This is a genomic window from Betaproteobacteria bacterium (genome assembly GCA_016720855.1).
Classification (GTDB): domain Bacteria; phylum Pseudomonadota; class Gammaproteobacteria; order Burkholderiales; family Usitatibacteraceae; genus FEB-7.
In genome coordinates this window covers 693816-716760 of sequence record JADKJU010000003.1, presented here as the reverse complement: position 1 = coordinate 716760, position 22945 = coordinate 693816, and the positions used below count along the sequence as shown (strand labels likewise).

26 protein-coding genes and 1 pseudogene are annotated in these 22945 nt (G+C 66.1%); 20 read left to right on the top strand and 7 right to left on the bottom strand.

What is annotated here, in order from left to right; genetic code table 11:
• Positions 1 to 3: 3 nt before the first annotated feature.
• From IPP91_17175 to IPP91_17165, 3 genes are read right to left on the bottom strand one after another with little or no spacing between them, the layout of a single operon-like run.
• Positions 4 to 576, bottom strand: coding sequence for a cytochrome b/b6 domain-containing protein (locus IPP91_17175; protein ID MBL0143784.1), 573 nt, complete (start codon positions 574 to 576; stop codon positions 4 to 6).
• On the bottom strand, positions 573 to 1070 hold the full coding sequence (locus IPP91_17170; protein MBL0143783.1) for a diheme cytochrome c: 498 nt from the start codon (positions 1068 to 1070) through the stop codon (positions 573 to 575). The genes IPP91_17175 and IPP91_17170 overlap by 4 nt, the downstream gene beginning before the upstream one ends.
• Before the next feature lie 9 nt (positions 1071 to 1079).
• Positions 1080 to 1484, bottom strand: coding sequence for a DUF1924 domain-containing protein (locus IPP91_17165; GenBank protein MBL0143782.1), 405 nt, complete (start codon positions 1482 to 1484; stop codon positions 1080 to 1082).
• Positions 1485 to 1648: 164 nt separating this feature from the next.
• Here IPP91_17165 and IPP91_17160 point away from each other — a divergent pair, with 164 nt between their 5' ends.
• From IPP91_17160 to IPP91_17150, 3 genes are read left to right on the top strand one after another with little or no spacing between them, the layout of a single operon-like run.
• Complete coding sequence (locus tag IPP91_17160; protein ID MBL0143781.1) at positions 1649 to 2665, top strand: energy-coupling factor ABC transporter permease; 1017 nt, start codon at positions 1649 to 1651, stop codon at positions 2663 to 2665.
• 37 nt (positions 2666 to 2702) lie between these two features.
• On the top strand, positions 2703 to 3512 hold the full coding sequence (gene cbiQ, locus IPP91_17155) for a cobalt ECF transporter T component CbiQ (GenBank protein ID MBL0143780.1): 810 nt from the start codon (positions 2703 to 2705) through the stop codon (positions 3510 to 3512).
• A complete protein-coding gene (locus IPP91_17150; protein MBL0143779.1) occupies positions 3509 to 4243 on the top strand; it encodes an ABC transporter ATP-binding protein in 735 nt (244 codons plus the stop codon). The genes cbiQ and IPP91_17150 overlap by 4 nt, the downstream gene beginning before the upstream one ends.
• A 48-nt stretch (positions 4244 to 4291) precedes the next feature.
• Here IPP91_17150 and IPP91_17145 read toward each other — a convergent pair whose 3' ends face one another.
• Entirely contained in the window at positions 4292 to 8350 is a 4059-nt protein-coding gene (locus IPP91_17145; protein ID MBL0143778.1) for a PAS domain-containing protein, read from the bottom strand.
• 229 nt (positions 8351 to 8579) lie between these two features.
• Between IPP91_17145 and IPP91_17140 the strand changes: the two genes are divergently transcribed.
• From IPP91_17140 to IPP91_17125, 4 genes are read left to right on the top strand one after another with little or no spacing between them, the layout of a single operon-like run.
• On the top strand, positions 8580 to 9923 hold the full coding sequence (locus tag IPP91_17140) for a flagellar biosynthesis protein FlgA (GenBank protein ID MBL0143777.1): 1344 nt from the start codon (positions 8580 to 8582) through the stop codon (positions 9921 to 9923).
• Positions 9920 to 11095, top strand: coding sequence for a cystathionine beta-lyase (gene metC, locus IPP91_17135; protein ID MBL0143776.1), 1176 nt, complete (start codon positions 9920 to 9922; stop codon positions 11093 to 11095). The genes IPP91_17140 and metC overlap by 4 nt, the downstream gene beginning before the upstream one ends.
• Positions 11096 to 11138: 43 nt before the next feature.
• Positions 11139 to 12002: a fructosamine kinase family protein gene (locus IPP91_17130; protein ID MBL0143775.1), complete on the top strand. Its 864-nt coding sequence runs from the start codon at positions 11139 to 11141 to the stop codon at positions 12000 to 12002.
• Positions 12003 to 12004: 2 nt separating this feature from the next.
• A complete protein-coding gene (locus IPP91_17125; GenBank protein MBL0143774.1) occupies positions 12005 to 12709 on the top strand; it encodes an SGNH/GDSL hydrolase family protein in 705 nt (234 codons plus the stop codon).
• Between the two features lie 25 nt (positions 12710 to 12734).
• On the opposite strand, the gene IPP91_17120 is transcribed toward IPP91_17125, so the two are convergent.
• The gene (locus IPP91_17120) at positions 12735 to 13196 is read right to left on the bottom strand and encodes a DUF3617 family protein (protein ID MBL0143773.1); all 462 of its coding nucleotides are present in this window, start codon (positions 13194 to 13196) and stop codon (positions 12735 to 12737) included.
• A 61-nt stretch (positions 13197 to 13257) separates the two neighbouring features.
• Positions 13258 to 13638 carry a hypothetical protein gene (locus IPP91_17115; protein MBL0143772.1) on the bottom strand — a complete coding sequence of 127 codons (381 nt, stop codon included), beginning with the start codon at positions 13636 to 13638 and terminating at the stop codon, positions 13258 to 13260.
• A gap of 150 nt (positions 13639 to 13788) precedes the next feature.
• Here IPP91_17115 and IPP91_17110 point away from each other — a divergent pair, with 150 nt between their 5' ends.
• Together IPP91_17110 and IPP91_17105 are read left to right on the top strand one after the other, a co-directional pair.
• Entirely contained in the window at positions 13789 to 14394 is a 606-nt protein-coding gene (locus IPP91_17110; GenBank protein ID MBL0143771.1) for a hypothetical protein, read from the top strand.
• Positions 14395 to 14538: 144 nt separating this feature from the next.
• Positions 14539 to 15162 carry an SAM-dependent methyltransferase gene (locus tag IPP91_17105; protein MBL0143770.1) on the top strand — a complete coding sequence of 208 codons (624 nt, stop codon included), beginning with the start codon at positions 14539 to 14541 and terminating at the stop codon, positions 15160 to 15162.
• Positions 15163 to 15375: 213 nt separating this feature from the next.
• Here the strand turns inward: IPP91_17105 and IPP91_17100 are convergent, their stop codons facing one another.
• Positions 15376 to 16353 (bottom strand): integron integrase, encoded by a 978-nt coding sequence (locus IPP91_17100; GenBank protein MBL0143769.1) that lies wholly within the window; start codon positions 16351 to 16353, stop codon positions 15376 to 15378.
• 145 nt (positions 16354 to 16498) lie between these two features.
• On the opposite strand from IPP91_17100, the gene IPP91_17095 reads away from it, so the two are divergent.
• The 11 genes and pseudogenes from IPP91_17095 to IPP91_17045 all read left to right on the top strand — a co-directional run bounded on the left by IPP91_17095 (position 16499) and on the right by IPP91_17045 (position 22654).
• On the top strand, positions 16499 to 17107 hold the full coding sequence (locus IPP91_17095) for a BRCT domain-containing protein (GenBank protein MBL0143768.1): 609 nt from the start codon (positions 16499 to 16501) through the stop codon (positions 17105 to 17107).
• Positions 17108 to 17587: 480 nt separating this feature from the next.
• Positions 17588 to 18124 carry a hypothetical protein gene (locus IPP91_17090; protein MBL0143767.1) on the top strand — a complete coding sequence of 179 codons (537 nt, stop codon included), beginning with the start codon at positions 17588 to 17590 and terminating at the stop codon, positions 18122 to 18124.
• Between the two features lie 119 nt (positions 18125 to 18243).
• Positions 18244 to 18591: a hypothetical protein gene (locus IPP91_17085; GenBank protein MBL0143766.1), complete on the top strand. Its 348-nt coding sequence runs from the start codon at positions 18244 to 18246 to the stop codon at positions 18589 to 18591.
• Between the two features lie 410 nt (positions 18592 to 19001).
• Positions 19002 to 19349, top strand: coding sequence for a hypothetical protein (locus tag IPP91_17080; GenBank protein MBL0143765.1), 348 nt, complete (start codon positions 19002 to 19004; stop codon positions 19347 to 19349).
• 779 nt (positions 19350 to 20128) lie between these two features.
• Complete coding sequence (locus IPP91_17075; GenBank protein MBL0143764.1) at positions 20129 to 20545, top strand: hypothetical protein; 417 nt, start codon at positions 20129 to 20131, stop codon at positions 20543 to 20545.
• 139 nt (positions 20546 to 20684) lie between these two features.
• Positions 20685 to 20963 (top strand): hypothetical protein, encoded by a 279-nt coding sequence (locus IPP91_17070; GenBank protein MBL0143763.1) that lies wholly within the window; start codon positions 20685 to 20687, stop codon positions 20961 to 20963.
• 142 nt (positions 20964 to 21105) lie between these two features.
• A pseudogene (locus tag IPP91_17065) lies at positions 21106 to 21278 on the top strand (type II toxin-antitoxin system HicB family antitoxin).
• Positions 21279 to 21305: 27 nt separating this feature from the next.
• Complete coding sequence (locus IPP91_17060) at positions 21306 to 21518, top strand: type II toxin-antitoxin system HicA family toxin (GenBank protein MBL0143762.1); 213 nt, start codon at positions 21306 to 21308, stop codon at positions 21516 to 21518.
• 157 nt (positions 21519 to 21675) lie between these two features.
• Positions 21676 to 21882 carry a type II toxin-antitoxin system HicB family antitoxin gene (locus tag IPP91_17055; GenBank protein MBL0143761.1) on the top strand — a complete coding sequence of 69 codons (207 nt, stop codon included), beginning with the start codon at positions 21676 to 21678 and terminating at the stop codon, positions 21880 to 21882.
• Positions 21879 to 22091, top strand: a complete 213-nt coding sequence (locus IPP91_17050) for a type II toxin-antitoxin system HicA family toxin (GenBank protein ID MBL0143760.1) — start codon at positions 21879 to 21881, stop codon at positions 22089 to 22091. Before IPP91_17055 ends, IPP91_17050 begins: the two co-directional genes overlap by 4 nt.
• A 140-nt stretch (positions 22092 to 22231) precedes the next feature.
• Positions 22232 to 22654 carry a VOC family protein gene (locus IPP91_17045; protein ID MBL0143759.1) on the top strand — a complete coding sequence of 141 codons (423 nt, stop codon included), beginning with the start codon at positions 22232 to 22234 and terminating at the stop codon, positions 22652 to 22654.
• Positions 22655 to 22945: the final 291 nt, after the last annotated feature.

The window sequence follows — 22945 nt, the reverse complement described above, 5'->3', positions numbered from 1 at the left end:
AGTCTAGGGCGTTTCGTCCGGCGCGTTCTTGCGCCCGGTCAGCATGGCGAGGGCGAGGTTCTCCCGGTGCAGCCAGCTCGCCACCACCACCCCCGCCAGGTGGACGCCGACGACCGCAAGCATGGCGCCCGCAAGGAACTCGTGCGACTCCTCCATCCATTTTCCGCCCGCGTCGTTGTAGACGGCCCAGCCGGAAAAGCCGGCAAGCGCGACCAGGGCGAGCAGCAGCACGATGACGATGGCCCCGGCCGGATTGTGGCCGACGTGGTGCTCGGGTTCTCCCGCGAGGAGCGACTTCAGGTAGCGAAGGACCGCCGCCGGGCCGCGCACGAAGCTGGCGAAGCGCGCGTGCCTCGGGCCCACGAGGCCCCAGAGGATGCGGAAGACGACCAGGCCGAGCATCGTGTAGCCGAGCGCCACGTGGACGTCGCGCCAGCGCTCGCTCTCGGCGGTGAGCCAGGCGCCGGCGAAGCAGGCGGCGAAGGACCAGTGGAAGGCGCGCAGGAGGATGTCCCAGACCTTCACGGTCGTGGGCCGCGGGGCGCGGGTCGCCCGGTCGTGGAGGATCGAGCTCATCGCGCTCGCCCCCCCGGGACCTGCAGTCCCCGCTTCGAATAATCGCCCTGCTCGGCGCCGGCATGGCACGCGCCGCAGTTCGCGATCGACTTCACGTCCGCCCGCTTCGCGGTTCCGGCGGCGATCTCCTTGCGGTGTTCCCGGGTGAACCAGGGCGACTCGGAAATGCGCAGCAGGGGCTTGCCGTTGGCCGAGGTATCCCTGCCGCCGGCATTCTTCTCGAGGAAGGCGAGGACTTGCGTCCGCGCGGCGGGCTCCAGGCTCGCGTCGGTTCCGAAGTGCCTGTCCAGGCCTCCCATCACGGCGCTCCACGAGGGGGCGGCGAGGAGGGCGGGGGGATAGGGCACGTGGCACGACCCGCACTCCTGCCGATAGGTGGCATTGTCGACGCGGTAGGCGTGCTTGTCCGCACGGGCGGACAGCGCAAGCGAGGTGCAGGCCGCGGCGATGAAGTACATCGAGGCGAGGCGCAGGGCGTTTCTCATCGGGCTCATGGGGTTCTCCTATTTGACTGCGAGGAGCCAGGCGAGGATGTCGCCCTTCTCCTGCGCGGTGCAGGCGCGGCCTGCGACATCGGTGCAGTTGCGCCTGAACCATTTGTCCGCCTTGGCCGCGTCGGTGAATCGCTCCGGGTTGGCGGAGGGCGCGAGCGGCGCGATGGCCTTTCCCGTGACCGTGTGGCGGCCCGGGGCGCCCGGGTTCGCGGTGTGGCAGGTGGAGCAGCTCCAATCCTTGCCGTGCGTGGCGGCGAAGAAGGCGCGGCCCCGATCGGCCGAGAAGGCGGTGAAACCGGAGTCCTCCCGCTTCGCTTCGGTCGCGTACGCGGACTGGATCGAGGCGATGGATTCTGCCGCATCGGCGGTGGCTGCCATCCCGATGGCCAGGAGGGCGAAGAGGGCGTGTCGCATGAAGATCCCCTTGATTCGTTGAAGAGGGAGGAATGGTGAAGGGCCTGCGTTAACGGGGGATTAAGGGTTGCGCCGGCTGGAAGTTTGTCGAAGGTCAATCCGGTCCCCGGCACCGCGGAGTATGAAGAGCAGGTAGATTCGTCATACGAGCCCGGAGCCCGACGATGCACATGGCCGATGCCCTGCTGTCCCCTGCCGTGGGAGCCACGATGTGGCTGGCCACGGGGGTCACGCTGGCCGCCTGTGCCCGCGGCGTGCGCCGGCAGCGGGACGACCGGGTGATTCCGCTCATGGGCGTGCTGGGCGCGTTCGTCTTCGCCGCCCAGATGGTCAACTTCGCGATTCCCGGCACCGGATCCAGCGGGCACCTGGGCGGGGGGCTGCTGCTGGCTATCCTCCTCGGGCCGCAGGCGGCGTTCATCGCGATCGCCTCGGTCCTCACCGTGCAGGCGCTGTTCTTCGCCGACGGCGGGCTGCTGGCGCTGGGGGCCAACGTCTTCAACCTCGGTTTCTTTCCGTGCTTCGTCGCGTACCCGCTCGCCTACCGGCTCATCGCGCGGCCGGGCGCATCGGGAGCGCGAATCGCGACGGCCTCGGTCGTTGCGGCCGTGGCCAGCCTGCAGCTCGGGGCGCTGGGCGTCGTGATCGAGACGGTGGCATCCGGCGTGTCGAGCCTGACGCTTTCGACATTCCTGTGGCTGATGCTTCCGATCCATCTCGCGATCGGTTTCGTGGAAGGACTCGCCACGGCGGCGCTCGTGCTCTTCATTCGCCGCGCGCGGCCCGACCTCGTGGACCGCGAACACAGTCCGGCGCCGGCGGGGTCGCGACTGAAGCCCGTTGCCGCGGGGTTCGCCCTCGCGGCGGCGCTCACCGGCGGCGTTTTCTCGTGGTTCGCCTCCGCGCAGCCCGACGGGCTCGAATGGTCCCTCGAGCGCGCGTCCGGCGTCGCGGAGCTTGAGGCACCCGAGGGCACCGTTCACCAGCGGCTAGCGGAGTTGCAGGCGCGCCTCTCGGTGATGCCCGACTACGACCTGCCGTCGCACGACAAGGCGAAGGGGGAAGCCGCGCCCGCCTGGCCCGAGGTGAGCCCCGGCAAGTCGCTGGCGGGCCTCGTCGGCGGCATGGTGACGCTCCTCGTGGTCCTCGTCGCCGCGACGCTGCTCAGGCGCCGCGTCTGAACTTCATGGCAGCGCGCACGCGGGTGCGGGTCGCGCCATGAGCCCCATCGAAGCCGCCCTGCGCGACCTGCGCAGCCTCGACACGCTGGCCGTGCGCGACACGCCGCTTTCGCACGTGGACGCGCGCGCGAAGATCGTGACGACGCTCGCCTTCATCGTGGCGGTGGTGTCCTTCGACCGCTACACCATCGCGGCATTGCTTCCCTTCGCGCTCTATCCGGCCGTGCTCGCCGCCCTGGGCGACGTTCCCGCGCGCTGGCTCCTTCGCAAGCTGGCGATCGCCGCGCCCTTCGCCGTGGCCGTGGGTCTCTTCAACCCGCTGCTCGACCGCGAGCCCGTCATGGCCCTCGGTGCGACGGCGATCGCGGGCGGATGGGTTTCCTTCGGCTCGATCCTGCTGCGCTTCGCGCTCACCGTGACCGCGGCGCTGGCCGTGGTGGCGGGCACGGGGATGCACACCCTGTGCGCGGCGCTGGGGCGGATCGGCGCGCCTCGGATCTTCGTGGCGCAATTGCTGTTCCTGTATCGCTATGCCTTCGTGCTCGGCGGCGAGGCCTCGCGCATGGGGACGGCGCGGATGCTGCGCGGCGGCACCGGGTCGCCGGCGCTCGCGGTGTACGGCTCGCTCGCCGGGCACCTTCTCCTGCGCGCCTTCGGCCGCGCCGAGCGCATCCACCAGGCGATGCTTGCGCGCGGCTTCGACGGCGAGGTTCGCGCGATGCGCGTGCTCGAATGGAAGGCGGCGGATACGCACTTCGTCGCCGGGTGGTGCGCGTGGTTCGCGCTCGCGCGCGCCGTCGACCTGCCGCAGCTCCTCGGGCACGCATTGACCGGGGCGCTCGCATGAGCCACCACCTCGTCGAGGCGCGCGGGCTTTCCTACGCCTATCCCGACGGCACGCCTGCCCTGCGGGACGTGAGCTTCCGCATCACGCACGGCGAATCGGTGGCGGTCGTGGGCGCCAACGGCGCGGGAAAATCCACGCTGCTCCTGCTCCTCAACGGGCTCCTGGCGCCCACCGCCGGCGAGGCGCGAATCGGAGAGATGCCCGTCACTGCGGCGACGCGCGCGCAGGTTCATCGCACGGTGGGTTTCGTGTTCCAGGATGCAGACGACCAACTCTTCATGCCGACGGTTCGGGAGGACGTGGCTTTCGGCCCTCTCAACCTCGGCCTGCCGCCCGGCGAAGTGGAAGCCCGCGTGAAGAATGCCCTGGAGACGGTGGGCGCCGGGCACCTGGAGCGGCGAGCCCCATACCGGCTCTCCGGCGGCGAAAAGCGCGCGGTGGCGATCGCGGGAGTCCTCGCGATGCTGCCCTCGGTGCTGCTCCTCGACGAACCCTCGTCCGGACTCGACCCTGCCGCGCGGCGGCGCCTGATCGGGCTGCTCGCATCGTTCACGCACACGAAGGTGATCGCCACGCACGACCTCGACCTGGTGCTCGACGTGTGCGCGCGGGTGCTCGTGATGCGCGAGGGTCGCGTCGAGGCCGATGGTTCGCCCGGGGCGATCTTCGGCGACGCGGCGCTGCTGGCGGCTTGCCACCTGGAGCCGCCCCTATCCTGGAAGACGCGGTAGAAAAAGGGGACAGACCCCGTTTCCGGGAAAGGGGTCTGTCCCCTTTTTCTACTTCTTCGCGGCCGGCTTTTTCGCCTTGGGTTTCTTCACCGCGGGCTTCTTCTTCGAGGGCGCCTTGCCCTTCGCCTGCCCCGACCGCTCCGCGAGCCAGCGCTCGAACTCGGCGGCGGGCACCGGCTTGAGGGCGAGGAAGCCCTGGAAGGAAGCGCACCCCTGCTCGCGCAGGAAGGCGAGCTGCGATTCCCGTTCTACTCCCTCGGCCACCACATCCAGGCCCAGGCCACGAGCCAGGCCGGTGACGGCCGCGACGATGGCCGCGCCTCCGCTCTCCGACGCCCGCCGCGAGCCGCCGTTGATATCCGCCACGAAGGACTTGTCGATCTTGAGTGTGTCCACCGGCAGGTGGCGCAGGTGCGACAAGCTCGAGAAGCCCGTGCCGAAGTCGTCGATCGCGATGCGAAACCCCATGCGCCGGAGCTTGCGCAGGGTGAGGCTCACGCCCTCCACGTCCTTCACCATGCTCGTTTCCGTGATCTCCAGCGTGAGCCACGTGGGCGCGCACCCCGTCTTCGCGAGGATGGCCTCGAGCTCCGCGATGATGGTCGAGTCGCGCAGCTGGCTGGCCGACAGGTTCACGCTCACGGTGAGGGGACCGGTGCCCGAGGAATTCCACGCTGCCGCCTGCCGGGCGGCGGCCTCGAAGACCCAGTGGCCGAGGTCGCGCATGAGGCCGGCCTCCTCCGCGACCGGGATGAAGGTGGGCGGGAGCACGAGGCCCCGCGCCGGATCGTGCCAGCGCACCAGCGCCTCCGCGTGCGCGACGTGGCCCGTCACGACGTCGAGGATCGGCTGGTAGTAGAGCTCGAACTCGCCCTGCCTGATCGCGCGCTTGAGGGCGACCTCGAGGCCCAGGCGCTGGTCGCGGCGCTGGGCGAGCGAGCGGGAGAACGCGCGGTAGCTGTTCCTGCCCATCTCCTTCGCGTGGTACATGGCCGCATCCGCGTTCTTGAGCAGCGTCTCCGGGTCGTTCCCGTCGTCGGGGTAGACGGCGTAGCCCAGGCTCGCGCTCACCTGCACCTCCTGGCCCTCGATCGTGAACGGGCGCAGCACGTCGTCCAGGATCTTCTGCGCCACGCGGTCGGTGCCGCCGTCGCCCTCGAGATCCTCGAGCACGATGACGAACTCGTCGCCCGAGAGGCGCACCAGGAGATCGCTCTGGCGCAGGGTGCCGCGCACGCGGCGGGCGAGGCTCTTCAGCAGCTCGTCGCCCACGCGGTGGCCGAAGGTGTCGTTCACGTCCTTGAAGTGGTCGAGGTCCAGGAAAAGCACCGCGACCCCGTGGCTGAAGCGCTGCGCGCGCGAGATGGCGGAGCTCAGCCGGTCAGGCAGCAGGAGGCGGTTGGGCAGCCCCGTGAGGCCGTCGTGGGTGGCCATGAACTGCAGGCGCTCCTCCGACTGGATTCGGGACGAGACATCCTGAGCGAGGGACAGGATCGACATGAGAGTCCCGTCGGAATCGCGCAGCACCGAGTTGTGCCACTCGGTCCAGATCACCGAGCCGTCCTTGCGGTAGTTCCGGTTGAGGGTCGTGCCCTGCGAGGTGGTGCCGTCCACCAGCCGCTGAACCGCGGCGCTCACGGCCGGGGCGTCCTCCTCGTACACGAGGCGCAAGTCCTGAAGCGGGCGGCCGAGCACTTCGTCGGCGCTCCAGCCGAAAATGGACTCCGCGCTTCCCGACCAACGGGTCACCTTCATGTCGGGATTCCACTCGACCACCGCCAGCGGCGTGTTGTCGAAGTGGGCGGAGAGGATCGAGTTGGCGCGGCGAAGTTCCTCCTCCACCGCCTTCTGCTCGTGGATGTCGCTCGTCGTGGCGTAGTAGCCCAGGACACGCCCGGCGCCGTCGTGGCGCGGCGTGTAGCGGATGCTCATCCAGCGGCCTCGCCCGTCGGGGTAGATGATGGGGCGCGTCACGTTCACGGTCTCGCCGTCGAGAACGCGTCGCAGGACGGGCTGCAGCGCTTCATGGCGCTCTGCTCCCAGCACCTCGAGCACCGTGCGCCCGACGACCTCGCCGGCCCGCCTGCCGGCGAAGAAGAGGAATGCGTCGTTCGCGTAGCGGTAGCGCTGCTGCGCGTCCACGTACACCATCGGCGTCGGGATCGAGTCGATCACCTGGCGAAGCTCCCGCTCCTTTTCCTGGAGGGAGGTCTTCGCCGTCATCAGGTCGTGCACGTCGCTGGATACCACGTAGTAGCCCAGCACCCGGCCCGCGTCGTTCTTGCGCGGCGTGAGTTTTACCCGCACCCACCGCTCCTCGTCCTTGCCGCTGATGCGCATGCGCCGCTCGTAGCTCACGCTCTCTCCGCGCTCGACCCTCTCGAGGTGGGGCTTGAGCGCCTGCACCAGGTCCGGCGGGTACACGTCCCGGGGGAACTTGCCCAGCGCGTGCTCGCGCGTGATCCCGCGCGAAGCGAGAAAGACGTTGTTCACGAAAGTGCAGCCGCGCTCGAGATCGATGTAGACGATGGCCTCGGGGATGTTCTCCGCGAAGAAGCGCAGCTCCTCCTCGCGGGCGCGAAGCTGCGCTTCCTGCTCCTCGAGGCGCTCGCGGGCGAGCTTCAGGTCGTGGATGTCCGCGCCGACGATGTAGAAGCCGGCGAAGGCGCCGTCGTCCGCCATGTGCGGCTCGAGGCGGATCTGGAACCAGCGCTTCCCGGACTCCTGCGGGCCCGCAAGGCGCTCGAAGGTGCAGGCCTCGCCGCGCTTCAGGCGCTCGATGTAGGGCGAGAAGTACTTCGTGAAGTCCTCCTCGCCCAGGACATCGGGCACGGAACGCCCGACGATGTCGCCGGCGGACGCGCCGCGAATGCGCTCGAAGACCTTGTTCACGAACTGGTAGCGCAGGTCCGCGTCGACGAAGGCGATGGCCTCGGGGATGTTCTCCGCGTAGAAGCGCAGTTGCCGCTCCTGGCGCTCCAGGGCCTCGCGAAGGCGTTTGTCGTCGTCGATGTCGATCATCACGGAGAAGGCGCCGTGGATCTCCTCGCCCACCCGGTCGGGGATGAGGTTCACGCGCATCCAGCGGCGCGAGCCGTCGGGCGCCTTGCCCAGGCGTTCGTACATCACGCGTTCGCCGGCCATCGCCCGTCCAAGGCGGTCGCCCACGGACTCGAGGATCGAGGGCGGGTAAACCTCGTCGATGGTTTTGCCGACGATGTTGTCGACGGTGATTCCGGGCAGCCAGTCCATGCCCTGGGTGTTCGCGAAGCGGTAGCGCCGGTCGGCCCCGATGTAGGCCATCGGGACGCCCACGTTCTCGGTGACGAGCTGGAGCTCGCGGGTGCGGGCGAGGAGCGACTCCTGGAGGCGATGGTCCTCCTCGATGTCCATCAGCACCACGATCGCCCCGCGCACGGTGCCGGACTCGTCCTTGTCGGGGATCATGTGGCCGCGGACGCGACGGGTCTCGCGCCCGGGCCAGAGGGCCTCGCGCTCGTAGGTGACCGACTCGCCGCCGAGCGCGCGGTCGAGCAGCGGCTGGCTCTTCGCGACGACCTCCGGCGGGGCGAGCGTGGCGTAGGGCGTGCCGATCATGTCCATCGGCGTGAGCCCGGCCCACGCGGCGCTCTGCGCGTTGGCGAAGCGCACGATGCAGTCCTTGTCGATGTAGGTGACTGGAAAGCCGATGGTGTCGGTGATGAGGGAAAGCTGGCGCTCGCGCGCGGCGATGGCGGACTGCGCGTCCTTCAGGTGCTGGATGTCCGTCAGGACGACGGTGACCCCGACCACCGCGCCGTTCGAGCGGATCGGCATGTAGTGCAGGCGGATCCAGCGCCCGGCGTTGGGGCCGTGCCTCGCATCCCGGTCGAAGGTGAGCGTCTCCCCCGTCAGGGCCCTGACCAGCGCCGTGCGCCGGTCGTCGGCGGGCGCGGGTCCGAACACTTCCTCCACCGTGTGCCCGATCATGTCCGCGGCCCGTCGCCCGAAAAAGTCCTCGTAGGCGGCGTTGAGGATCCGGTAGCGCTGCCCGGTATCCACGACGTAGGCCGGCATGCCCAGCATCTCCAGTCCGGGGCGCAGCGCCTCCAGGGCGGGGTCGGGCACGGGTGGGCCGGGATTCGGGTTCGATGCCATGACCATTCTTTTTTGGTTTTCCGGTGAGTTTAGGGCAATGCGCGCATTGTCCCAAGGTGCGGCGGTAAACTGCTAGGTGCTGATTCACACGCGAGCCAGCAGGCGCCCCGACGGACGGTTATTTCCCCCCTACGAACGGCTTGCCGGCTGCGCAGTGCTTCACCTGTAACGCTGCACCCCCTTCATACGCTGACCTGCCATGAACCTCCATCGACTTCTGCAAGAACGCGAGGCTGCCTCGCGCCCCGTCGGCGTCGTGCTCATCGGCGCCGGAAAATTCGGATCCATGTACCTGTCGCAGGCGCGCCGAACGCCCGGCATCCACCTGCTGGCAGTGGCGGACCTGGCGCCGGACCGCGCGAAGGCGTCGCTCCTGCGCGTGGGATGGGAGGCGGCAAGGCTCGGCGCGAAATCCTTCGACGAGGCGCTGAAGGCCGGGAGCACCTTCATCACCGACGATGCCGACGCGGCCATCGCTCACCCGGCGACGGAGGTGGTCATCGACGCGACGGGAAGCCCGTCGGCCGGCATCCATCACGTGCTCGCCTGCTGCGCGGCGGCCAAGCACATCGTGATGGTGAACGTGGAGGCCGATGCCCTCGCCGGCCCGATCCTCGCGCGCCTGGCGAGGCAGGCGGGCATCGTGTATTCGCTCGCCTACGGCGACCAGCCCGCGCTTATCTGCGAGCAGGTCGATTGGGCGCGGGCTGCGGGCTTCGAAGTCATCGCCGCCGGCAAGGGCACGAAGTACCTGCCCGCCTACCACGCCTCCACGCCGGAGACGGTGTGGGGCCACTACGGGTTCGCTCCGGAGACCGTGGCCAAGGGCGATTTCAACGCGCAGATGTTCAATTCCTTCCTCGACGGCACCAAGAGCGCCATCGAGATGGCGGCGGTGGCCAACGCGACGGGGCTGCGCGCCGCCCCCGGCGGGCTCGAGTTCCCGCCCTGCGGCGTGGACGACCTGGCGCGCGTGCTTCGCCCGCAGGCCGACGGCGGGCACCTGCACCATCGCGGCCAGGTGGAGGTGATCTCCAGCGTCGAGCGCGACGGGCGCCCGGTGTTCCGGGACCTGCGCTGGGGCGTGTTCGTCACCTTCGCCGCCGGACACGAGTACGTGCGCCGCTGCTTCCAGGAATACGGCATCGTGACCGACCCCTCGGGCGAGTACGCCTCGATGTACAAGCCCAGCCACCTCATCGGGCTGGAGCTGGGCATCAGCGTGGCGAGCGTGGGCGTGCGCCGCGAGGCCACCGGCGCGGCGACCGGATTCCGCGGCGATTGCGTCGCCACCGCCAAGCGCGACCTGAAGGCGGGCGAGATGCTCGACGGCGAGGGCGGCTACACGGTGTACGGCAAGCTGATGCCGGCCTCCGATTCGCTCAAGGCGGGGGGCCTGCCCATCGGCCTGGCGCACAAGGTGAAGCTCTTGAAGGACGTCGCCGCGGGCAAGCCCGTCTCGTGGGCGGACGTGGCCATCGACGAGGGCGCCGAGGCGGTGAAGATCCGCCGCGAGATGGAACGCGAAGGTGCCGACGCATGAAGAAGACGACGAAGCTCATCCACGGCGGGCGCACGGCGGCGCATCCGCCCGCCACCGTCAATCTTCCGGTCACGCGCGCCTCCACCGTGCTCTTCGAGAGCCTGGAAAGCCTCGCGCAGACGCAGAAGCTCTTCGAGGCGGGCGAGCCGATCGCCACCTACGGCATCGTGAACATGCCGCCGCGAAACGCCTTCGAGGATCTCATCTGCGCCCTCGAGGGCGGCCATCGCGCGGTGACGGTTCCTTCCGGCCTGGCGGCGGTCGCGGTGGCGATCATGGCGGTGGTGAAGACCGGAGACCACGTGCTCATGGTCGATTCCGTCTACGGGCCCTCGCGCCACTTCTGCGACCACACGCTCGCGAAATTCGGCGTGCAGACGAGCTATTACGACCCGCTCGCCGGCGGCGAGCAGGTGGCGGCGCTCATGAAGCCCAACACCACGGTGGTGTACGCGGAGAGCCCGGGCTCGCTCACCTTCGAGATCCAGGACATCCCGGCCATCGCGAAAGCGGTGCACGCGAAGGGCGCGTTCCTGATCGCCGACAACGCCTGGGGCACCGGCCTCTACTACCCGGTGATGGACTACGGGGTGGACCTCGTGGTGCAGCCGGCGACCAAGTACCTCGGTGGGCACTCCGACGTGATCCTCGGGGCAGTCGTCGCCAACGCGCGCGCGTGGCCCATGCTGCACGCGGTTTCCCGTGACCTCGGGCAGACCACCAGCCCCGACGACATCTTCCTCATGGTGCGCGGCATGCGCACGCTCGCCATCCGGCTGGAAAAGCAGGGCCACGCGGCGCTCGAGATCGCGCGCTGGCTCCAGAAGCGGGCCGAGGTGAAGCGCGTGCTGCATCCGGCGCTCGAGAGCGACCCGGGGCATGCGCTGTGGAAGCGCGACTTCAAGGGCTCCTCGGGGCTCTTCGGCGTGGAACTGCAGCCCTCATCGCGCGAGCAGGTGGCCGCGCTCATGGACCACTGCGAGCACTTCGGCATCGGCTACAGCTGGGGCGGCTTCGAGAGCCTCATCGTCCCCGCCAACCTGCGCCACGGCCGCGAAGTGCGCCCCTGGGACGGCGGCCCGCTCATCCGCCTGCACATCGGCCTGGAGGATCCGGCGGACCTCATGGCCGACCTCGACGTCGCGTTCGCGCGCTGGCGGGCCGCAGCGTAGCGGCATGACCCCGGAACTGCGAGCCGCGGTCGAACGCGCCGTGATGGACGCGACGAGCGCGGACTGGACGCTCGGCACGGCAAAGGCCGTGACCGGCGGATGCATCCACGAGGCACTGTGCCTCGAAGGCGAGGATGCCGGCGGGAAAGCCAGGTACTTCGCGAAGCTCGCCGACCTGGAGCGCGAGCCGCTACTCGTGGCGGAGGCCGAGGGCCTCGCCGCGCTTGGCGAAGCGGGCGCCGTGCGCGTGCCCGCGGTGATCGCGCGCGGCGACGATGGCGAGACGGCGTGGCTGATCCTCGAATGGCTCGACCTCGCGCCGCTCACCTCGGCCTCCGGCGCGCTGCTCGGCGCGGCGCTCGCCGCCCAGCACCGCCTGCCGCAGGAGAAGTTCGGCTGGGGCAGGGACAATTTCATCGGCGCCTCGCCACAGAGTAACGGCTGGAGCGAAGACTGGCTTGCGTTCTGGCGCGACAAGCGCGTGCACGCGCAACTGCGCATGGCGATGGCGAACCGCTACCCCTCGAAGATGATCGACCGCGGCGAACGGCTGCTGACGGATGGCGAGGCGTTCTTCCGCACGCACCGGCCCGTGCCCTCGCTGCTGCACGGAGATCTCTGGGGCGGCAATGCCTCGGCGCTGGCCGATGGCACGCCCGTCGTCTTCGACCCCGCGGTGTATTGCGGCGATCGCGAAGCGGACATTGCCATGACGGAACTCTTCGGCGGATTCCCGAAGGACTTCCATTCGGCCTACCGCAACGCCTGGCCGCTGGATGACGGCTACCCCGTGCGGCGCGATTTCTACAACCTCTATCACGTGCTCAACCATGCCAACCTCTTCTCCGGCGGATACGTGGAGCAGGGCGAGCGTCTGATCGAGCGGCTGCTCGCCGAAATCCGCTAGCGATGAAGCTTGCGATCGCCAAGTGGGTGCTGGGCCCGCTGCTGCTCGTCCAGGGAACGCGCGTGCGGCGCCACACCCCGGTGCTGCCGGAGCCCCCGGGGCCGCGCGAGGGTATCCGCGGGGAAGGCCCGGTCCTGCGGCTTCTCGTGCTGGGCGACTCGGCCGGCGCCGGCGTGGGCGCGTCCACGCAGGACGAAGCACTTGCGGGGCGCATCGTCGCCCGGCTGGGGAAGCGCCATCGAGTCGAGTGGCGGGTCATCGCGCGCACGGGTGCGACGACGGCCTCCACGATCCGGCACCTGGAGCGCGTCGAGCGGTTCGATACGGACGTCGTGGTGACCTCGCTCGGCGTGAACGACGTGACGGGCGACGTGCGCCCGACGACGTTCCTCGGGCGCAGCGCGAAGCTGCGCGAACTGCTGCGCGACAAGTTCGGCGCGAAGCTGATCCTCGTCTCGGGCCTGCCGCCCGTGCACCGCTTCCCCGCATTGCCGCAGCCGCTGCGCTGGTACCTGGGCGAACGCGCGAAGGAGCTGGATCGCGCGCTGGCAAGGGCGCTTCCCGACGGGAGGGGCGCGGAGCACCTGCCATTCGAGCGTGAACTGGACGGGATGCACATGGCTTCCGACGGCTTTCATCCGGGGCCGGCGGTCTATGACGCGTGGGGCGAGACGGCTGCGAAGCGCATCGCCGTCTTTGCGGGCTAGCGGAACACCGGGTCGATATCTGGTGCTAGCAGTCCCCAACCCTTTTGCCCGATACGCGGTTCTGGAATTCCGTGGCCTGACCGTTCAAGGTGACCGTTGCCGTGATGTTGCCGTCAAAGCTGACGGCGCCGAAGGTCACGCTGCCCCGGGACTTGAGGCCGTAGGAGCCGGAGCATTCCACGGCAAAACGAAAGGTGCTGCCCGAATAGCTTCGCTCCGTGTAGCTGCAACCCGTGGCCCCCGGCGTCGACATCGAGCCGACCAGACTCGAGGGATCCCTTGCATCGCTGGCGGTGAGGCATTGGGTGACGCCGAGCGGCGCGGGCGCCCAGCCCGTGTCGACCGGCACCCTGGAATCCATCGTGATCTCCCATAGGCCGGGAGAAGGATCTTCCGCGAATGCCGCGGTCATCGCCATTGCAGCCAGCAAGTAGCCGGCGAACCGGGTCCTCTTCATCTCGACCTTCCAGGCGGGTTTCGTCCGCATTCGCGTCTTGCCCCTGCGGTCCGGGCGGGTGCCAGGGCCGTCGTGCCCATGATGCCAGCGATCACTTGCCCGGACCACCGCGGTTCGGACGACATGCCATCGGGCGTTTGTCCTGGCCAGCCGAATTGGATGCAGCGGGCGTTCCCTGCGACTGCCCGGCGTCCCTGGGCGGCGGTGAAAAGCAGGTTCCGGTCAGTTGCTTGTTTTGACGGCCGATGAAGCTGCACGCCGCGCCGCTGGCCTTGCCGTTGCAGGCATCAATTGCCTCCGGCGGCGGACCATGGTGATGGCCGCCACCGCCCTGGCCACCGGAGCCCGTGCCTTGGTTACCCTGCTTGGCGCCGGGCTGCCCTTCGCCCATGCCGCCTCCCTGCACCTGCGCAAATGCGGAAATGGCGGACAGGCAGCACAAGGCTATGGCAACAATCGACTGGCGAAGCATGAGAGCTCCTGAATGAAGAGTTGATCGGCGCACCTGGCGAAACTTCACGGCGTCGGCATCGCCCTTGCCGTGCCCGCACAAGTTATCGCCCTGATGCCGACAAAGCCCATGGGAAAAACGGGAGAAAGGATGGAGAAGCCTTGAAATATCATGACTTGGCCACGCATGGGAATTTCACCGGTAACGGAATCGAGGAAGCTCAACGGCAGGACGGCCACGATCGCCCCGAATGACGAAGTGCTGCCGCCGCCGATACGTGATCGCCGCGACGGGACGCCCGTCATGGTAGTCGAGCCGCGCGCCGGTGAGCGAGAAACCGGCGGAGACGTGATCCTCCGCTTCGCGCTGCCGGCCGGCAAATTGCAGCCCAAGCGAGACCCCATCGAGTGGGATCCCGCCCAACCGTATCGCGGGCTGGATTCCGCGAGGTGGCGACTGAGGATGGCGGCGCCCGGCTCGGACGCGGCAGTGTGGGCGCTCGCGCCCCGCATCGTCCCCGTGGTGACGTGCAAGTTCGCTTTCATCTCCTCGAAGACCGGGGTGCGGAAGGACTGGCCCGTGACGCTGGAATTCACATCGCCCGAGGTGGCAATGGGCTTCAGTGCTCCTGAATTCAAGGTGCGCACCGACATCATTCCCGTACAGGTGGCCAGGCTCACATTCACTCCGGACAAAACCGGCACCTTCGTCTTCCTCTGCGACGTGTTCTGCGGTGAAGGGCGCGAGGGGATGTCGGGAGAACTCGTCGTGGCCTGAACGGGAATGCCCCGCTTAAGCGCGTAAAATCCGAGGAAGGAGCCTTCCTCGCGGGAAGGCACCGATCCGCAATCACCGGGGCAGCGCTTGCCGGGCTACAAGGTCGAGACGAACACGCATCGCATCGGGACACGCAGCTTCGAGATGCGAGCCCTGGCGGACCGACGGCAGTTTTCCGACCCCGATGGCGCTGCCGAGCGCGCCGGAGTAACCCCCGCCTCCTGGCCGATGTTCGGCGTGATCTGGCCCGCAGGCATCGCGCTGGCCGAGGCGATGAGCGTGATCCCGATCGCGGGGCTGCGCATCCTCGAGGTGGGCTGCGGCCTGGGCCTGGCAAGCCTGGTGCTCAAGCACCGCGGCGCCGACATCACCGCGAGCGACCACCACCCGCTGGCCGAAGCCTTCATGCGCCACAACACCGACCTCAACGGGCTGGAACCCATCGCGTTCTGCCGGGCGCCGTGGGGCGGCCCCGACCCGGGCATCGGCAGGTTCGACCTCGTGATCGGGGCGGACGTGCTCTACGAGCACGACCACCCGAGGCTGCTGGCCGGGTTCCTTGCGCTGCACGCGAACCCCACCGTGCAGTTCGTGATGACCGACGCCGGGCGCGGGCACTGCGGGCGCTTCACGAAGCACATGCAGGCGCAGGGCTACACGCACGTCGAGAAGCGGGTGCAGTTCAACGGCGGCTGGCCGCCGGGGGCGGGCGGGCGAATCCTTACCTACGATCGCGTCGCGGCGAACCAGGCTGCGTCCTGTACCTGATTTGCAAGATCGCGACCCGATGTGGCCGGCGGCAAGGCCTTGCCATCCTTGCAGTGCAGGGTCATGGCTTCCCCCACGGACCGCTCGACGATCTTCGCTTGCCTGTCGCTGTCCTTCATTCCCGGGACTCCCCGATTGCCGCCGCGATCCGCGAACCCCGCGTGCTCGAGCGTGGCGATCGGTGCTCGCACCTCCGGGGGCACGCAGGATCCCTCAGCGATCGAGCGGGCTCACCACGCCGCGACCGCCGCGGTTGAGGACGTGCGTGTAGATCATCGTGGTGCTCACGTCCTTGTGCCCCAGCAGCTCCTGCACGGTACGGATGTCGTAGCCCGCCTCCATCAAGTGAGTGGCGAAGCTGTGCCTCAGCACGTGGGCGGTCACGGGCTTGGCGAGATCGGCCTGTTTCGCGGCCCGGGATAGCGCCCTGGAAAAAGTCTGGTCGTAGACGTGGTGGCGGCGCCGAATGCCGGAGCGCGGGTCTGCGGAAAGCGAGCGCTGCGGGAAGACCCAATGCCAGCCCCAGAGCGCCCCGGCAGCGGCGTTCTTGCGACCGTATGCGCCGGGAAGCTCCACGCCGGGCAGGCCGGCCTTGCGATCGGCGAGGTAGAGCGTGCGCACACGGACGAGGTGATCCTCGATTGGGGCCACGAGCGTGGAGGGCAGGACGGTGACGCGGTCGCGCGCGCCCTTGCCCTCGCGGATCACGATCTCACGGCGGGCGAGATCGATGTCCTTCACGCGCAGCCGCAGGCATTCCATGAGCCGCATGCCCGTCCCGTAGAGAAGCCTCGCCATGAGCGCATGCGTGCCATCCATTCGGGCGAGGAGCGCACGCGCTTCCTCGCGAGTGAGTACGACGGGCAGGCGCCTGGGGCGCTTGGCCTTCCTGATTCCATCCAGCCACGGCAGTTCCAGCCCGATGACCTCCTTGTAGAGGAAGAGGAGGGCGGAGAGGGCCTGGTTCTGCGTGCTGGCGGCGACCTTGCCCGGGTCGGCGAGCCAGGACAGGAACGCCTTGAGATGCTCCGCGCCCATCTCGCGCGGGTGCCGGTGGTTGTGGAAGCGAAGGTAGCGGCGAGCCCAGTAGACGTACGCCTCTTCCGTGCGCAGGCTGTAGTGGCGCACTCGAATCTGGGCCTTGAGCTGGCCGAGGAGGGTGCGGGGATCGGGGTATGCAGGGTTTGCCATTTCCGTTAATGGGAGGAGTACGGAAATGACAACGAGGATCAGGGACTTGCGGTTGACCGCCCGTTCTTACACGGACAGAATGGCCACAATATTTGTTAATTCCGAAACCTACTTATCGTTAGCCCGATGAGAGGAGTCATCGCGAATGGCAAATTTCTTCGCCCGCCAAGGCGCGGCGTACGCCAACGAAATGAAGCGCTCGTTTGGCGCGCTCGTTGGCATTGCACAGGGCCTGCTTGGCGATAGGCAACTAAGCGACCAGGAGATTGGCTTCTTGAACGAATGGCTACAAGCCAACGATGCGATCGCAACTGCCTGGCCGGGCGATGTCGTTCATACCCGCATCAAGGCGGTACTGGCTGACGGCGTTGTAACCGAAGAGGAGCGGTCTCATCTTGTCGAAACGCTGTCAAAGCTCGTTGGCGGATCGCTCGAGCAACTTGCTCAATCTGAGCATGTCACCGGTCTGGCGTTTGATGACGTGTCCAGTGTTTCATTTTCCGGATCGAGGTTTTGTCTCACAGGTGAATTCGTCTACGCGCCAAGAGAGGTGTGTTCCGCAGCCATTGAATCGCGCGGTGGAACTGTTGGTGGAGTAACCAAGAAGCTCAGTTACCTTGTAATCGGTGGACTTGGCAGTCCAGAGTGGAAGCATGGAAGCTTCGGCACCAAGATTGAGAAGGCGATGCAGTACAAACGCGAGGGTCTCCCCATTCTCGTGGTACATGAGGATACGTGGGCATCATCACTTTAGTGCGGCGCCGGGCTAACAACGCGTTCGAGCGGGCCGTGAGCCATCGTGGGCCGCGTCTGTCCGCGGCCGAGCCATCGTGGGCGGCCGCTCAACTCGATCGTTAGAAAGCACTTCAGTGGCATCGGAGCGACCCAACCAAGAGCCAATATCCCGAGCATATGCGGCGCTAGGAGTGGTCGTGGGGGCGGGCTTGATACCGCTGGCCCTTTTCATGGTGTTGCCGGTTGCAGTCAATCTGCCCGATTCCTGGGTCGGTGCATTGTTCGCAATCGTTTTCGGTGTGACCGGAGTTACGCTAGTCGTCGTAAATGTCCCGCGTCTGGCGGCGAGTCGATCCAGCGCGAAGGAGTAGCTAGAAGTGCTTTCTAACAACACGTTCGAGCGGGCCGGTGGGCATCGTGGGCCGCGTCTTTCCGCGGCATGGTCGTTGTGGCCGGCCGCTCAACTAGATCGTTAGGCAGCCGAGAGCCTATGGCGTACTTGGACACGCTCGTCGAGACCATCAAAGATCGCGAAAGATGGCCTGACTTCGACCGTAGCCAGTTCCTTATCGAGCTGAATCAGATCGCGGACGAGTCATTTGAAAAGGGATCGATCGAGGGCTACTTGGCATCGGTGCTTGTTTATCACCAACTCATTGAGGAGAGTCTCAGGCTAGTCTTGCGATGGAGCGAGTTCATGATGCAGCTCCAAGTTGCGCCATTGGAGTACCACCTTGCCCTTCCAAAGAGAGCAATGTTTGGCCAGGTACTTGAGGAGCTTCGAAATACAATTGACTTTGAACACCGCGACGACCTAATTGCAATTGCTGAAAGAGCCAACGCGGGTCGAATCAAGCTGGTGCACGGGCTTACCAAACACAAGTCAATCGACGAAATCGCCATAGGCGCAAAAGAGATTAGAGGCCACTTCGACGACTATCTTGAAAAGTGGGAACAAGTCCACGAGTGGTTCATGCTCGCATTCAAGGATCTTCGAAAGGATGGTGAGTGGGATGCCCTTCTTGAAGATGAGTAGGCTGCCTAACACCGCGTTCGAGCGGGCCGTGGAGCATAGTGGGCCGCGTCTGTCCGCGGCCGAGCCATCGTGGCCGGCCGCTCAACTCGATCGTTAGAAAGCATCGGGTCGATACGAAAATGAAGCCGCGCCATTCAAAGATGCCCAACCCTGTCTCCGTGGAGGCGCCGGTCACGAGCAACTGGCATTTCGGATGCATCGCGGCTTCGTTCGCCTGGGGCAAGTCTCGCGGCCACAGCATGGCTTCGGCCGAACACGGCTTCATCAACTACGGAGGCTCATTGAAAGGCATCGTTCTTGCGGCCGCGAGCGCCAGGCAGCGGCACTCCGTTGCGATGAAAAGGCGAAGCAACGTGGCTTGCGAGGGAATGCTTTCTAACATGTCGTTCGAGCGGCCCGTGAACAATGGTGGGCCGCGTCTCGCGCGGCAAGGCGGTCGGTGGTCGGCCGCTCAACTCGATCGTTAGACAGCATGCGAATCATCGCCACATTGGTCACCGGGGTGTTTGGGTACGCCGCGACAGTGGCGCTCTTGAGCGAAGTTGCCCATCTCGCCCCAGACTCGCCTTGGTATTGGTCTCCGTTCGTCGTAAGTCTCGGTGCCGTCGTCGCAGTCGCAATTCCGTGGCGCAATTGGCGCAGCGTCAATCGAATGACCACCGTCGCGGTGACCGTCCTGTTAGGGGCGCTGGTGTTGGGGATCGACCTCGTTGGGGCAGTTTGGTATTCATGCGCCAAGGGAGTGTGCATATGAGCATGCTGTCTAACAACGCGTTGGAGCGGACCGTGAGGCATCGTGGGCCGCGTCTGGCCGCGGCACAGCCAGCGTGGCCGGCCGCTCAACTCGGTCGTTAGAAAGCATCGGGTCGATACGAAAATGAAGCCGCGCCATTCAAAGATGCCCAACCCTGTCTCCGTGGAGGCGCCGGTCACGAGCATCTGGCATTTCGGATGCATCGCGGCTTCGTTCGCCTGGGGCAAGTCTCGCGGCCACAGCATGGCTTCGGCGGAACACGGCTTCATCAACTACGGAGGCTCATTGAAAGGCATCGTTCTTGCGGCCGCGAGCGCCAGGCAGCGGCACTCCGTTGCGATGAAAAGGCGAAGCAACGTGGCTTGCGAGGGAATGCTTTCTAACATGTCGTTCGAGCGGCCCGTGAACAATGGTGGGCCGCGTCTCGCGCGGCAAGGCGGTCGGTGGTCGGCCGCTCAACTCGATCGTTAGACAGCAATGGGAACCAATGCCGCAGTTTGGACAGTCCTCGCACTAGTTGCGGCCTGGCAGCTGTGGGTCACGGCCCTCGTGGTACGGGCGAGCCACCTCGAGACTGGGCAGAAATGGCTTCAGGCGGCAGTTGTTTGGTTGCTCCCACTCATTGGCGGAGTGGTTGTCTACTCAATGCTCCGGTCCGAGGGCCGTGCAGCCTTCCGTCCCGAGAATGGATACACCGTGCCAGGCGACAATGCCTCAGGTCCCGAATGAGCGAACAATTGCTGTCTAACAACGCGTTGGAGCGGACCGTGAACTGTCGTGGGCCGCGTCTGGCCGCGGCACGGTCATCGTGGCCGGCCGCTCAACTCGGTCGTTAGAACGCAACGGAGGCGTCAGTGACAAACCAGGCATCTCGCGTATGGGGCGTTCTGTTCACGGAGCAAGGGCTGAGCGACCTCGAGGCCTTCTTGAAACCACACTTGAGCAACGGACCTATTGGCAAGTACCTCTACTGCAAAGAGGCGGAACTTCATCTCTCATACTTTCGCATCATCGTGGACTCGAAAAGCCCCGATGGAACCACCTTTGAGTTTGAGGCATATATCCCGCACCACTACATCAAGGCAGTCATTGCGGCGACCGAGAGACGAAAGCTGGGGTTCACGTGAGGCCGTTGCGTTCTAACAATGCGTTCGAGCTGACCGTGAAACATCGTGGGCCGCGTCTCGCGCGGCCACGCGGCCGGTGTGCGGCCGCTCAACTCGGTCGTTAGAGGTGCTCGGAGGTACATGGTGCCAATAGAACGAGATCAAGAGCAGTGCCATTCCGAGTTGTTGGCACTCTATAACGCAAGCGTTGCAGAGATCGGCGGCTTCAAGCAACAGCAATTGGGCGTCACCAACTACTCAATCGCGCTCTTTGCAGCATTGGTCGCCGTAAAGCAGCTCTTCGGCGTATCAATTTCGTGGGAGCGAGCCGTACTCGCCATATTGGTCATTGCGGCGGCCGCATTTGCCGCTGTGGTCCAATGCCAATTGTGGGCAGCCATACAGGTTCGTCGGGCGCGCTTGCGCTCTATTCGAAGCAAGTTCTCTGCGACTTTCCGTGACAGTTGGGACCATCCCAAAGGTGACGATGCATTGCACTGGCTTCTTCCATTCGTTGTAGGTGTCGGCGGATTAGTCGCCTTCTGGGTGATAGCAAAGTGAAGAAGAGCACCTCTAACACCGCGTTCGAGCGGGCCGTGGGTCAGCGTGGGCCGCGTCTCGCGCGGCAAAGCGGTCAGTGGTCGGCCGCTCAACTGGATCGTTAGACATCAGCCCTGGGCAGCGACGAAAGGAGTGACAGGTGAACGTACTCGAAACTATCGGCGTTTGGGGTGTTGTCGCTGGTCTCATCCTCGGGCTCCTTGCGCACATCAATCTGTCGCCCGAAATTCGCGCAAAGGTTAAGCGGCAGTGCCTTCGAACCGGCATGGGCGCACCGCTGGTGTTTGGCGCGCCCTTGCTGAACCTCGACCGCCCGTCAGCGGCGCCCGCGATGATCGCTATCGGACTCATCGTTGCAATTCCCATGGTGGTGGGCGTCGTTCTTTGGTTCGGTGACCAGCGAGGGGCAGATGTCTAACCACGCGTTGGAGCGGACCGTGGAAGAGCGTGGGCCGCGTCTGGCCGCGGCACGGCGGTGGTGGTCGGCCGCTCACCTCGGTCGTTAGGCGTCCAATAGGGGCCGGCGTAAAATGACCGTTCGTCCCAAAGGAGTGCCTGCCATGAAGTTCGAACTTGAGTGCGAACGCGAAGAAGACGGCCGCTGGCTGGCAGAGGTGCCGCAGCTTCCCGGCGTTCTTGCTTATGGGGCCTCGCCGATGAAGCAATGTCCAAGGCCGAAGTCTCGGCATTGCGCGTTTTGGCCGACCGCCTGGAGCATGGCGAAAGCCGGCCCCTCCATCTCGTTCAACGTCGCCGCTGCGTGAGCCAGTGGCCCTCGACGAAGGCACGCCGCGTACAAGCGGCATTGCTCGCCATCGGGTGGCAAGTTAAGCGGCAGGCCGGGTCACATCGCACGCTCAGTCGCGAAGGTTGGCCCGATTTCGTCTTCGCATTTCACGACGGAGAGGAAATTGGCCCCAAGATGCTCGCTCGAATTGCGAAGCACACCGGACTCGGGCCGGAAGATCTCTAGGGAACGGACGCCTAACACCGCGTTCGAGCGGGCCGTGGTTCAGGGTGGGCCGCGTCTCGCGCGGCAATGCGGCCGGTGTGCGGCCGCTCAACTGGGTCGTTAGGCGTCCAATAGGGGCCGGCGTAAAATGACCGTTCGTCCCAAAGGAGTGCCTGCCATGAAGTTCGAACTTGAGTGCGAACGCGAAGAAGACGGCCGCTGGCTGGCAGAGGTGCCGCAGCTTCCCGGCGTTCTTGCTTATGGGGCCTCCGCCGATGAAGCAATGTCCAAGGCCGAAGTCTTGGCATTGCGCGTTTTGGCCGACCGCCTGGAGCATGGCGAAAGCCGGCCCCACTCCATCTCGTTCAACGTCGCCGCTGCGTGAGCCAGTGGCCCTCGACGAAGGCACGCCGCGTACAAGCGGCATTGCTCGCCATCGGGTGGCAAGTTAAGCGGCAGGCCGGGTCACATCGCACGCTCAGTCGCGAAGGTTGGCCCGATTTCGTCTTCGCATTTCACGACGGAGAGGAAATTGGCCCCAAGATGCTCGCTCGAATTGCGAAGCACACCGGACTCGGGCCGGAAGATCTCTAGGGAACGGACGCCTAACACCGCGTTCGAGCGGGCCGTGGTTCAGGGTGGGCCGCGTCTCGCGCGGCAATGCGGCCGGTGTGCGGCCGCTCAACTGGGTCGTTAGGCACCATATCAACATTCTCTGTAGCCGGAGGTTGGAAATGTCAGCTCCGTCCATCACGCCAGGTCTGCTGTACCACGACGCGCCGCAAGCGATTGAATGGTTGTGTCGTGCTTTCGGCTTTGAGAAACGGCTGGTTATTCCGGGTGAGAACTCATCAATTTCTCATGCCCACCTAACTCTAGGTCATGGCGGAGTCATGCTTAGCTCTGCAGAAGCATACGCATTCCCGAGTTTCTGCAAATCTCCACGAGAGGTTGGCGGAGTCGGCACCGTTGAGGTCATCGTCCATGTCAGTGATCCGGACGCTCACTACAAGCACGCTGTGTCAGAGGGCGTTGAGATACTCATTCCAATTGAGGACAAACCGTACGGAGGTCGCGGATATGCATGCAAGGATCCAGAGGGACACGTTTGGGCTTTTGGATCGTACAACCCGTGGGCTTCTTCCGATGGCGCCTAACAGTTCGTCCAAGCGGACGCGCGAAAAGCCGCGCGCCGCTTAACTCAAGCGTTGATATGGCTTTACTCTGTCAAGAGGGCGCATTGAATCCTCCGGGGTATTCGGATGAGGTTTGCGGATCTGTTGCCGGACGGGGAACGCGGCGGAGCCGGGTGGATGCGACGGTTGTTCATGCTGATATGCGTGGGTTGGTTACCGACAGATCAAGTGTTCGTCGCGGGGCTTCCTGCGGTCTAGGGACTGAGATCGCCGCTTGCGCGGGCACCAATAACGTTTTCGTGGATTCCCCTG